The organism is Saccharothrix sp. 6-C (assembly GCF_016695385.1).
GTDB classification, from domain to species: domain Bacteria; phylum Actinomycetota; class Actinomycetes; order Mycobacteriales; family Pseudonocardiaceae; genus Actinosynnema; species Actinosynnema texasense.
The window spans coordinates 3,448,588-3,460,521 of the sequence record NZ_CP064192.1 but is presented as its reverse complement, the minus strand read 5'-3'; the positions used below and the strand labels follow the sequence as shown (position 1 = coordinate 3,460,521).

General features: G+C 72.5%; 8 protein-coding genes. 3 read left to right on the top strand and 5 right to left on the bottom strand.

Translation table 11 applies throughout. The features are described 5' to 3' along the window. Positions 1 to 8: 8 nt before the first annotated feature. From IOD16_RS14845 to IOD16_RS14835, 3 genes are all read right to left on the bottom strand, one after another. Positions 9 to 1,625: an FAD-binding oxidoreductase gene (locus IOD16_RS14845; RefSeq protein ID WP_201440535.1), complete on the bottom strand. Its 1,617-nt coding sequence runs from the start codon at positions 1,623 to 1,625 to the stop codon at positions 9 to 11. Between the two features lie 30 nt (positions 1,626 to 1,655). Beyond that, positions 1,656 to 3,098, bottom strand: a complete 1,443-nt coding sequence (locus tag IOD16_RS14840; RefSeq protein ID WP_201440534.1) for an MFS transporter — start codon at positions 3,096 to 3,098, stop codon at positions 1,656 to 1,658. Between the two features lie 75 nt (positions 3,099 to 3,173). Further along, entirely contained in the window at positions 3,174 to 4,781 is a 1,608-nt protein-coding gene (locus tag IOD16_RS14835) for an FAD-binding oxidoreductase (protein WP_201440533.1), read from the bottom strand. Positions 4,782 to 5,012: 231 nt separating this feature from the next. On the opposite strand from IOD16_RS14835, the gene IOD16_RS14830 reads away from it, so the two are divergent. Beyond that, positions 5,013 to 5,489 (top strand): AtaL-like protein, encoded by a 477-nt coding sequence (locus IOD16_RS14830; protein ID WP_201440532.1) that lies wholly within the window; start codon positions 5,013 to 5,015, stop codon positions 5,487 to 5,489. A 19-nt stretch (positions 5,490 to 5,508) separates the two neighbouring features. Beyond that, complete coding sequence (locus tag IOD16_RS14825) at positions 5,509 to 6,264, top strand: SDR family NAD(P)-dependent oxidoreductase (protein ID WP_201440531.1); 756 nt, start codon at positions 5,509 to 5,511, stop codon at positions 6,262 to 6,264. Positions 6,265 to 6,367: 103 nt separating this feature from the next. Here IOD16_RS14825 and IOD16_RS14820 read toward each other — a convergent pair whose 3' ends face one another. Continuing rightward, a complete protein-coding gene (locus IOD16_RS14820; RefSeq protein WP_201440530.1) occupies positions 6,368 to 9,163 on the bottom strand; it encodes an AAA family ATPase in 2,796 nt (931 codons plus the stop codon). A gap of 115 nt (positions 9,164 to 9,278) precedes the next feature. Here IOD16_RS14820 and IOD16_RS14815 point away from each other — a divergent pair, with 115 nt between their 5' ends. After that, positions 9,279 to 10,457, top strand: coding sequence for an FAD-dependent monooxygenase (locus IOD16_RS14815; protein WP_201440529.1), 1,179 nt, complete (start codon positions 9,279 to 9,281; stop codon positions 10,455 to 10,457). Between the two features lie 74 nt (positions 10,458 to 10,531). Here the strand turns inward: IOD16_RS14815 and IOD16_RS14810 are convergent, their stop codons facing one another. Further along, positions 10,532 to 11,770, bottom strand: a complete 1,239-nt coding sequence (locus tag IOD16_RS14810) for a serine hydrolase domain-containing protein (RefSeq protein WP_201440528.1) — start codon at positions 11,768 to 11,770, stop codon at positions 10,532 to 10,534. Positions 11,771 to 11,934: the final 164 nt, after the last annotated feature.

Below are 11,934 nucleotides of genomic sequence, written 5' to 3'. Positions count from 1 at the left end.
CGACCGCCTCAACGCGGCAGTCGGATGGATTGCGCGTGGTGGAAGACGTCGTCGGCGTCCCACCGGGCCTTGACCCGCTGCAACCGCGGGTAGTTGTCCTTGAAGTAGAGGTCGTGCCACGGCACCGCCGACCGGTTGTGCGCCGGGTCGCCCAGGTCGATGTCCGGGTAGTTCACGAAGCAGCCGTCGGTGACGTCGTTCGGCACCGGGACTCCTCCGGTGTCGGCGTGCACGCCCGCGTACAGCTCGCGCAGCCAGCCGATGTGCCGGTCGTCCTCCGCCGGGTCGATCCACGCGACGCCCCACAACAGCTTCATCACCGAATCGCGCTGCGCGACCGCCGTGTCCCCCGACGCGACGGCGTTGACCGCCCCTCCGTAGGAGGCGATGGACACCCTGGCTGTGGGATGGCCGTAGTCGGTGCGCGCGAAGTGCCGGTGCAGCACCGAGACCTGCTCCTCGGCGTACCACGAGCGCAGGTAGCTCGACTTGAAGTCGCTGCGCCCGGTGGTGTCGCTGGCCCACAGCCCCTGCCAACCGGTGCCGTGCAGCCACGGCAGCGACCGGCGCTCGACGACCCTCGGCGGGGCGCCGACCCCGTCGCCGACGGCGGCGACCATCTCGTCGATCACCTTCTCCGGCTCGGCGAGCCCGCCGTCGACCTGCACGGCGAGCGTGCACGGACCGGTTCGCCGCGGCACCAGGTTGAACCGGGCGAACACGCCCTCGTGCGGGGTGCCCGGCGCGGCGTTGGCGGCGCACCAGGCCGCGTAGTTGGCCAGCAGCCGGTGGAAGCCGCCCTCGTCCAGCGCGTCCCACGGCCACTCGATCCGGCCGACCCACACCGACGCCGGTGGGCGCGGCAGCAGGCCCGCCGGGTCGGTCCCGCCGGCACCGGGCGTGCGGAACCAGTACCGCGTCACGATGCCGAAGCTGCCGCCGCCACCGCCGGTGTGCGCCCACCAGAGTTCGCGGTTCGGGTCGTCGGGTTCCCGGGTCGCCACGACCTTGCGCACCCCGTGCGCCCGGTCGGCGACGACGACCTCGACCGCGTGGAGGTGGTCCACGACCAAGCCGTGCAGCCGCGACAGCGGACCGTACCCGCCGCCGGCGACGTGCCCGCCCGCGCCGACCGAGTAGCACGACCCGCCGGGGACCGTGACACCCCAGCGCTTGAACAGCGTGTAGTAGACCTCGCCCATGGTGGCCCCCGCCTGGACCTCCACGGCGCGCAGCGCCGGGTCGTAGCGGATGTCGGTCATCTCCGACATGTCGACCACCACGCCGACCCCGGGCTCGGCGGCGAACGCCTCGTAGCAGTGCCCTCCGCTGCGCACCGAGATGCGCAACCCGTCCCGCAGCGCACCGCGCACGGCGGCGACGACCTGGTCGGCCGTCTCGACCACCACGACGCGGTCCGGTGAGGCGACCCAGCGGTGGTTCATGCCCCGCACCAGGTCGCCGTACCGGAGATCACCCCTGGTCACCACCGCCGGTCCACCACGCGGTGCCCCACCGGCGTCCGGTCCCGCGGTCGCCACCCCCGACTTCCCGGCCAAGGTCGCCGCACCGGCGACCACCGCCGTCCCGGCGAGGAACCCGCGCCGGGACATCCCGTCCCCCATCTGCCCATCCCCCCTTGTCGTCTTGCCGTCTCACCCCACTACGGGGTCCTCCCGCACCGCGGTCTCCGCCCGCGTCCGCCCGACCCGCTTCAGCGCGACCCCCACGACGATCCCGGCGACCACCGCGCCGACCGCCGCGTACAGGGCGGCGGACTGCCCCGCGCCCAACGCGTCGGCCCGGGCGACGCCCCCCTCCACCAGGTCGCGGGACCGCAGCGCGACGACGGTCGTGAGCACCGCGATGCCGATGGCGCCGATCACCTGGTTGCTCATCACCAGCAGGCCGGAGGTCGCGCCCGCCACGTCGTCGGTCGTGCCGATCGTCGCGATCACGAACACCGCCACGATCGCCAGCCCGAGCCCGACGCTCGCGACGGCCGCGGGCAGGATCAGGGTGAGGAACAGGTCTCCGTGCACGTCGAGCGCCAGCGCCCACCACACCAGGCCGGCGGCCTGCACCAGCAGGCCGGTGATGAGCAGGTTGACCGGTCCGCCGATGCGGCCGAGCACCCGGCCCGCCAGGTTCGTGCCCAGGAACAGGCACAGGTCGAGCGGGATCATCACCAGCGCGGCGGCCACCGGGCCGAATCCCCGCGCGTCCTGGAGGTGCACGGCGTTGGTCACGAACACGCCGTAGAGCGCGAACCCGACCAACCCGCAGGCGACCACGGCGAGCACCAGCGTGGGAGCGCGGAACAACGCGCGCGGCAGCAGGGGCGCCTTGGCCGTGCGCTGCCGCACGACGAACGCCGCGAGCAGCACCGCGGCGGCGGCCAGGGACACCAGCACACCCGTCCCGCCCCAGCCCGACGTGCCACCCCGGATCGCCGCGTACACCACGAGCGACAGGCCGACCGTCCCGGTGAGCGCCCCGACCACGTCCAAGCCGCCGGTCACCACCGGGCGGGCCGCCGGCAGCAGCCGCAGCCCGATCACGACGATCACCAGGCAGATCGGCAGGTTGATCAGGAACACCAGTCGCCAGCTCACCCCGGACAACAGCCCGCCGAGCAGCACGCCGACCGGACCGGCGACACCGCCGATGCCGCCGAAGATCCCCATCGCCTTGGTCCTGTCCGTCCCCTCCTCGAACAGGTCCGTCACCATCGCCAGCGCCGCCGGGCTCGCCATGGCCGCGCCGACGCCTTGGACGATCCTGCCGCTGACCAGCATCCACGGCTCGGTGGCCACGGTGCACAAGGCGGATGCCGCGGTGAAGAACGTGACCCCCCACAGCAGCATCCGCCGCCTGCCGACCAGGTCGGCCCCACGACCGCCGAGGAGCACCAGGCCACCGAGGACGAGCATGTAGCCGTCCATCACCCAGGCCAGGCCCTCCAAGGAGAAGCCGAGGTCCTCGCGGATGGACGGCAGCGCGATCGCCACGATGCCAGTGTCGAGGATGACCATGAACTGGATCGCCGCCAGCAGCCAGAAGACCTGCCAGGGACCACGCCGCGTGCTTGTGTCCATCGCTGTGCCCAAACCCCATGCTCGTGCGGACCGTTCTCGACGGTGCCAGCGTCCTCGCGGGACCGGCGCGCGGCATCACGTGTTCGCGTGATCAACCTCCGGGAGCTCGACGGACTGCGCGTGGCGGAAGACGTCGAGCGGGTCCCAGCGCCCCTTGACCTGCTGGAGGCGCGCGTAGTGGTCCTTGTAGTACAACGCGTGCCAGGGCACGCCGGACTTGTTGTGCGTCGAGTCGCCGAGGTCGGTGTCCGGGTAGTTGACGTAGCAGCCGTCCGTGAGTTCGTCGGGCACCGGCACCCCTCCGGTACGCGCGTAGACGTCGGCGTACAGCGCGCGGATCCACGCCAGGTTGGCCGCGTCATCCTCCTCGCGGTCCCAGAAGACCTGGTACAACGCCTTGAAGACGGAGTCCCGCTGCGCCACCGCCGTGTCGTCGGGTCCAGGGACGTTGGCCTTGCCGCCGAACGAGATCAGCATCGCCATCGCGTTCGGGTTGGTGGTGTCGTCGTTGGTCAGGTGCCGGCGCAGGGCCGCGATCTGCTCGTCGGTGAGCGAGCGCCGGTGGTAGGCCGACTTGTGCTCGGCACGCAGCGTCGGGCTGGTGAGCACGGGTGTGTTGGTGGCCAGGAAGCGCACGCCGTTCAACCAGGGGAAGCGCTGCGGCGTCGCGATCTCCACCATGGGGCCGAACTCGCCGATCCCGAAGTCGACCGGTGTGGGCCGCACGTCGACGCCCGCCGTGACGTCCTCCAGGAACCGGCGCAGCAGGTCCTCGGAGTCCGGCCGGGTGCCGTCCATCTGGGCGATGACGAGCGCGGCCCCGGCCGTGCGGTGCGGCAGCACGAGGAACGCGCACAGACCGGCGTACGGGCCGTCCGGGTCGCTGTTGGCCTCGTGCCACGCGCCGAAGTTCTTGACCAGGACCGCGAACTCCGCCTCGCTGAGCGCGTCGTAGGGCAGCGCGACGGCGTTGAGCAGCAGTTCGGCGGGCGGCGCGGGCAGCAGCCCGGTGGGGTCGTCGGTGTCGACGTCGGGCGAGCGCATCCAGTACTTGGTGACGATGCCGAAGTTGCCGCCCCCGCCACCGGTGTGCGCCCACCACAGCCCGCGGTTGGGGTCGTCCGGCTCGCGCGTGGCGATGACCGCTTCGGCGGACCCGCGGGCGTCGACCACGACCACCTCGACGGCGTAGAGGTGGTCGACGGTCAGACCGAGCTTGCGCGACAGGGTGCCGTAGCCGCCGCCGACGATGTGGCCGCCCGCGCCGACCGAGTAGCACGACCCGCCGGGGATCGTCACGCCCCAGGTGCGGTAGAGGCGTTCGTAGACCTGCAGGAGCGTCGCGCCGGGCTCGATCGCGAAGGCGCCCATGGCCGCGTCGAAGTGCACGCCGCGCATCTCCGACAGGTCGATCACCACCTCGGCGTCGGCGTGGTAGACGAAGTCCTCGTAGCAGTGCCCCCCGCTGCGCACCGAGATCCGCCGCCCGGTCCTCACCGCGTGCTCGACCGCGCGCACGACCTGCCGGGTGTCGCCCACCACCTCGACGTACCGCGGGTGCGCGCGCCACCGGCGGTTGTTGCCCGACACGAGGTCCGGGTAGCGCGCCTGGTCCGGCCTCACCCTGACCGGATCGGGCACCGGACGCCCGAGTCCGACCTCGCGCAGCTCCGTGCGTTCCATGGAACCCCCCACTCTCCGAAGTCATCCCGTCGAACTCGCCCGGCTCCCCGTGGTGCTTCCGGGCGATTCGGAGCATTTCCGATCACGCGCAGTCACACATCACGTATTCACGGGATGCTGATCGGCTGAACCCCGGGCACGCCACCGAAGATCCCGTGAACAAGCGATGGCGGCGCACGGCGGATCGCGCACCCTGGTCCGGAACCCACTGTGACGCGAAAGGAACCGGACGTGACCGTCACGATCACCCACACGGTGCCGATACCCCTGGACCCGGCCGGCCCTCGTCCCGACTTCGACGAGATCTGGCGGTCCATGCTGCACAAGGCCGAGAACCCGGTGGAGTTCGTGCCGTCCATCACCGAGTGCAGGGTCGTCGAGCGGTACGACGACGGCTTCGTGCGCGAGGTCGTCTTCTGGGGGGTCGACCGCGTGCTCGAGCGGGTCACGCCCGAGCGGGAGCGCGGACGGATCCTGTTCGAGGTGATCGACCACCCGGAGATGGTGATGATCACCAACGAGCTGACCGAGGACGCCACCGGCCGGTACAGCTTCACGCTCACCTACGTCCTGTCCGAGGGGCGGGGGGCGAAGCTCCGCGCGGAGAGCGAGTTCATCGACAAGTTCGAGGACGTGATCCGCGAGACCGCGGCGACGACCGTCGTGCAGCTCGGTCGCACCGCGACCGGGTCCCCCGCCCAGCACTGACCACGAGGAGAACACGCACATGTCCGATCGATTCGCCGGAAAAGTCGTCCTCGTCACCGGAGGTGGCTCCGGTATCGGAAGGGCGACCGCCCTGGCGTTCGGCCGCGAGGCGGCGGCCGTCGTGGTGGCGGGGCGCGACGAGGTGAAGCTCGGCGGCGTCGTCGCCGAGTTGGAGGCGCTAGGGGCCAAAGGGCTCGCGGTGCGCGCCGACGTCCGCGTCGACGCCGACATCGCCCACCTGGTCGAGGCGACCACGGCGCACTTCGGCGCGCTCGACGTCGCCTTCAACAACGCCGGTGTCAGCGGCATGGGCCTGCTCGACCTGGACGAGGAGGGTTGGGCCCGGATCGTCGACACCAACTTCACGGGCGTGTGGCGGTCGATGAAGCACGAGGTCGCGTACATGCGCGAGCACGGCGGCGGCGTGATCGTGAACAACGCCTCGAACGTCGGCCTGCACATGAGCATGCCGATGATCGGGGTGTACGGCGCGGCCAAGGCGGCGGCGACCGTGCTGACCAAGGCCGCGGCGCGGCAGCACATCGTGGACGGCATCCGCATCAACGCCATCAGCCCCGGGCCGACCGCGACGGAACTCTCCAAGGCGCCCGGTCAGACCGACGACGAGCGGGACGAGGCCTACGCGCCCATGATCCCGCGCGGTCGGATCGGGTCGCCGGAGGAGATCGCGACCACCGTACTGTGGCTCGCCTCCGACGAGTCCTCCTACGTCGTCGGGCAGGACCTGGTGGTGGACGGCGGCGTGACGGCGTGACGCCGCCGTCATCGCCGCGGTGACACCCGGCTACCGGCAGCGCCCGCGGCGCTGATCCCGGCTCCACGACCTCGGTCGCCCGACGGGGGTCGTGGAGCCGGGGTCAGCCCGCCGTGTCGTGCTCCAGCACCCGGCGTGTCAGCTCGACCCGGCTCGACAGTCCCAACTTCGCGAACGCGTGCCGCAGGTGGCTGTCCACGGTGTGCGGGGAGAGGAACAGCTGGCGCGCGGCCTCGCGGTTGGTCAGGCCCTCGGCCACCAACCGCACCACGCGCAGCTCGGACCGGGTGAGGCTGGCCCAGCCGGTCGCACCCCTGGCGCCCGACCCCGTGGACCGCTGCCGCACGCCCAACCCGCGCAACCGACGTCGCACCCGCCCGCCGTCGCGGCGCGCCCCCGCCGCCGTGTAGCGGGTGAGGGCCTCACCGAGCAGGTCCACCGCCACCTCCCGGTTCGGCTCGACGCGCGCGGCGTCCTCCAGGGCCGAAGCCAGCCCGATCGCCCTCGGGCTGTCGCGGTAGGCCCGCACGGCGCGGTGGTGCGCGGCCGGGTCACCGGTCAGCAGTCCTTCCGCGTGCGCCGCCGCACCGACCAGGGACGCGACGCCCGCGTTCGCCGCGGCCAGGGAACCGACCGCGCGAACGACGGCGTCCGCGTGCGACCGGGCACCCGCGTGCAGCGCCAGGCGCACCAGGTGCGGTCCCGACAGCGGGTCCTTCACCAGCAGGAGCACCCGCTCGTCGAGCGACTCGACGACCCCGCGCACCGCGAGCCACGCCTCGGTTCGCTTGCCCAGCGCGTCGAGCACCAGCGACTGGGTCCATTTGAGGTTCTCCGACCACACGCCGATGCCGTCCTCCACGAGCCCGCGCACGCGGGTCAGGTGGTCACGGGCCTCGGTGAGCGCGTCGCGGCGCACCGCCGCGCGGGCCAGCGTCGTCTCCAGCGACGACGCCATCGCCCGGATGTCCAGCTGCCCGGCGACCCGCAGCCCGGCTTCCGCCTCGGCCTCGGCGTCCGGTGTGCGCCCTTCGGCGACGTGCAGTTCGGCCAGGTAGTAGTGCCAAAGCGGCAACGACCAGTCGGTGCCGAGGCGTTCGGCCTCGCGCCTGCCGATCTCGAACACCGCCGATGCCTCGGTGAACCGGTCGGCCGCGGCGAGCGCCGACCCCAGCCACAACCGGGGGTGCCGGTGCCGGACATCGCCGCCGACGCGCTCGGCGATGTCGACGGCCCTGGTCGCCACCTCGATGGCCGGTTCGACCTCCCCGCGCGCCTGCGCGCCGACACTGCGAGCGACCAGGCCGAACACCACGGCCGCAGGCTCACCGGTCGCCTCGCCCACGTCGACGGCCTCACCACCCACCCGGTCCGCGCCCACGACGTCGTCGGCTTGGAGGTACGCGTGCGCCTGGATCGCGAGCAGGTGGGCCCTCGCCCGGTCGGGCACCCCCGGGCGGGCGAGTGCGCGGCGGGTGTGGTCGAGGACGACGCCCTCGTGCCCCGCGTGCTTGACCGCTTCGGCGAGGCCGAGCAGCACCTCCGCCTCGACGTCGACGGGCAGCGTGCCGCGCAACGCCTCCTCCCCGAGCGCACGAGCCTGCACCACGCGACCCGCGGCGGCCAGCAGGCGAACGGCCTCGGCGATGACCGAGGGCCGGTCGAGATCGGTCTCCACCATCAGGTCGACGGCTTGGAGCACCATGTCGGCCGCCACGCCGGGCGCGGCGTGCGCCGCCGACCGCGCCGCCTCCAGCAGCACGGGCACCGCGTGTGCGTCCGTGGTGCCGCTGCGCACCAGGTGGCACGCGGCCTCCACGATCGCCCCGCTCGCCCGCAGCACCCGTGACGCCTCGCGGTGCAGGGCGCCGCGGATCGCGTCGCCCAACCCCTTGTAGACCGCCTCGCGGAGGATGTCGTGCCGGAACGCGAGGCGGGCGCCGCTGTCGACGAGCATCCCGCCGCCCACGGCCTCCTCCACCGCGTCGATGAGGTCGCCCGCCGACCGGCCGGACACGTCCGCGGCCTCGTGCACGGTGAACGGCCTGCCGAGCACGGCGCCGACCTCCAAGAGCCTGCGGTAGGACTCGGAGTGCCAACGCATCCGCTGCGCGACCGCGGTCAACAGGCCCGTGGGCAGCGGTCCCCCGACCACCGTGGCCACGCCGTCGACGACCCGCAGACCGCCGTCGTCGCGCAGGGTCCTCAGCAGTTCTTCGAGCAGGAACGGGTTGTTGCCCGCGCGGGCGGCCACGTCGAGCACACCCTGGTCCGGTTTCGCGCCCAGCACCGCCTCCGCGACCTCGGCGACCGCCGCGTCGGACAGCGGTTCCAGCACGATCCGCCGCGCGCCGTCGGCGATCAGCCGGTCGGCGGTCTCGCCGACCGCGGCCCCCGCCAGCGGCGACCGCTGGGCGATCAGCCACACCACCGGCGCGGTGCGCAACGCGGGCACCATGATCCGCAGGGCCACCAGGGTCAGCTCGTCAGCCCACTGCGCGTCGTCGAGCACGACCATCAGCGGCCGGTCGCGCACGTGGTCCTCCACGACGTCGGTCAGGCGCTCGACCAGCCAGTAGCGGTTGTGCTCGACCCCGAGGTCGACCAGCGCGGCGGCGCCGGCCGCGTCGAGGACGGGCGGGTCGCCGGAGCGCAGCGCGCCGAGCAGCGGCGCCAGCGGCAGCGCGCTGTCGTACTCGGCCGCGCGCCCCAGCGCGACGTCGACGCCCGCCTCCCGCGCGCGAGCCAAGGCCGCCTCCACCACACGGGTCTTGCCGATGCCCGACGGCCCCTCCACCACCAGGCATCCGCCGTACCCCCGCACGACGGCGGCCAGTGCGTTGTCCACCGCGGTCAACACCGCTTCGCGTTCCACCAGCGGAGTGATGAACGAGCGCAAGTCCCACCCCCTGCCCTGCTGTCCGGGTCCGACACCGCGGTCCCGGTCGAATCGTCCGTCAACTATCCCGTGTTCCGGTGATGTACATCCAGCGGATCGGCAGAACACTCGGCTCATGAGCGAACGAACCATCGCGGTCGTCGGCGGGGGCATCGCGGGCCTGGCAACCGCGGTGGCGTTGCGCCGGGTCGGTCTGCGCGCCGAGGTGTTCGAGCAGACGCGCCACCTGCGCGAGGTCGGTGCCGGTGTGCAACTCGCGCCCCAAGCCGTGCGGCTGTTGCGCGGGTGGGGACTCGGCGGCCACCTGGACAAGGTGTCGGTTCACCCGGAAGCGCTGGAGATGCGAGGCTGGAACGACAACCGGGTGATCGGCCGCACCACCCTCGGCGAGGAGTGCGTCGACCTCTACGGCGCGCCGTACCTCACGGTGCACCGCGCCGACCTGCACCGGGGATTCCTGGAGTCGGTGCCCGAGGGCACGGTGCACCTCGGGTCGCGGTGCGTCGCAGTGACCGAGCGCCGCGACTCCGTCGAACTGCGGTTCGAGGACGGCACGACGCACACCGCGGACCTGGTCGTCGGGGCGGACGGCATCCACTCGGTGGTGCGCAACTCGCTCGCGGTCGACGAGCCGCGCTTCTCCGGCCAGGTGATATACCGCGCCCTGATCCCGTCGGACCGGCTGCCGTTCCTCCCCGCCGTGCCCAAGGTCGTGCTCTGGCTGGGTCCGGGCCAGCACGCGGTCTGCTACCCGGTGTCGCGCGGCGCGTCGCTCAGCGTCGGCTTCACCGTTCCCTCTCCGACCGGCAAGGCGGAGTCGTGGTCGGCCAAGGGGGACGTGTCCGAGGTCGTCGCCGCCTACGCGGGGTGGCACGAGGAGGTGCGCGCGATCGCTGCGGCGGCCGAGGAGGTCAGCCAGTGGGCGCTGCACGACCGGGACGCGATCGAGCACTGGAGCACGGACCGGATCACCATCGTGGGTGACGCCGCGCACCCGATGCTGCCGTTCATGGCGCAGGGCGCGAACCAGGCGATCGAGGACGCCGCCGCGCTGGCCGCGTGTCTGAGCGCGGACCCGGACGCCCCGGACGCCGCGCTGCGCCGTTACGAGACCGCGCGGCGCGAGCGGACGGCCCTCATCCAGCGCCGGTCGCGCGCCAACAGCCGGGTGCTGCACCTCGAGGACGGCGCCGAGCAGCGTGAGCGCGACCTGGTGCTGCGCGGACAGGCCAACCTGCGCGACCAGGCGTGGCTCTACGGCTTCCAGGCCGAGCACGAGCTCCCGCCGCTCTGACCACCCGCCACCGACTCCCGCGGGCCGGTACCCGATCGGGTACCGGCCCGCGGGAGTCGGTGGCGGGACCGCCCTCAGTCGACCAGGGCCTGGTTCACCAGCTGCCGGAAGCGCGAGTAGATCGGGTAGGTCTTCACCGGCGCGAACGACGAGAAGAAGATGGCGCTGGTGCGCTCGACCGGGTCGACCGAGAACACGGTCGTGTAGCCGGAGTACCACGAGATCTCGTCCGGGCTGATCAGCAGCTTCGTCCTGGCCTGGTCCACGACCGTCTGGAAACCCAGGCCGAACCCGAGGCCGTCGTACGTCGGCTGGCCGAACATCACCCGCCTGCCCACGGCGGCCAGGTCGGCGTTGCCGGGCAGGTGGTTGCGGCCCATGAAGCGCAGCGTGCGCGAGCCGATCAGCCGGGTGCCGTCCAGCTCGCCGCCGTTGACCAGCATCCGGGTGAAGCGGTGGTAGTCGGACAGCGTGGTGAACAGGCCGCCGCCCGCCGACAGGAACGTCGGCCTGCTCGTCGGCAGCACGCTCAGCTGGTCGTTGCGCACCGCGCGACCGCCTTCCGGGTTCGGCGCGTACAACGGGACGACCCGGTGCGTGTCCGCCTCGTCCACCCAGAACCCGGTCTCGGTCATGCCGAGCGGGTCGAGGACGAGGTCGGCGAGCACCCGGTCGATCGTCTTGCCGGTGATCACCTCCAGCACCCGGCCCAGGACGTCGACCGACACGCCGTAGTTCCAGGCCGTGCCGGGCTGGAACAGCAGGGGGAACCCGGCCCACGCCTCGCACGCGCCCGCCAGGTCCACCCCCGGCGGCGCGTCCCAGACGTACCCGGACTGCGCGTACATGACCTCCACGGGGTGCGCCTGCCAGAAGCCGACCGTGAGGCCGGACGTGTGGGTGAGCAGGTGCCAGATCCGCATCGGGTCGGTCAACGGGTCGGTGTTGGGCGCGTGGATCGGGCCGTTGCGGTAGACCCGGCTCTCCCCGAACGCCGGGATGAACTTGGCGACCGGGTCGTGCAGGTCGAACGCGCCCCGCTCGTAGAGCATCATCGCCGCGACCGAGACGATGGGCTTGGTCAGCGAGGCGAGCCGCCAGATCGTGTCCGCGTCGACCGGGAGGGCGTCCTCGACGTGGCGGAATCCGCGGTGCGCGACGTGCACCACCTTGTCGTCCCGGCTGACGAGGGCCGCCCAGCCCGGGAGCCTGCCGTCGGCGACGTAGCCGTCGAAGTAGTCGTCGAACCGCGAGAGCCGTTCGGGCGAGAACCCGAACTCGACCGGATCCGCCTCGACCTTGATCTCTGCCACGAATTTCCTCCCCCGCACGGGTGCACACCTGATCCCAGCCTCGCGGCATGACCGGAAAGACGTAATACCCACCGGGGCACGACGAACGGCCCTACCCGGACGGTGCACGCCCGCACCCCATCCGAACAGGGCTGATGAGCCGTCGGCGGGCCTGATCGCGCGGC

Bases quoted from the DNA above. Each gene is read 5' to 3' on its own strand.
- IOD16_RS14845 (WP_201440535.1), bottom strand. From the start codon at position 1,625: ATGGGGGACGGGATGTCCCGGCGCGGGTTCCTCGCCGGGACGGCGGTG.
- IOD16_RS14840 (WP_201440534.1), bottom strand. From the start codon at position 3,098: ATGGACACAAGCACGCGGCGTGGTCCCTGGCAGGTCTTCTGGCTGCTG.
- IOD16_RS14835 (WP_201440533.1), bottom strand. From the start codon at position 4,781: ATGGAACGCACGGAGCTGCGCGAGGTCGGACTCGGGCGTCCGGTGCCC.
- IOD16_RS14825 (WP_201440531.1), top strand. From the start codon at position 5,509: ATGTCCGATCGATTCGCCGGAAAAGTCGTCCTCGTCACCGGAGGTGGC.
- IOD16_RS14815 (WP_201440529.1), top strand. From the start codon at position 9,279: ATGAGCGAACGAACCATCGCGGTCGTCGGCGGGGGCATCGCGGGCCTG.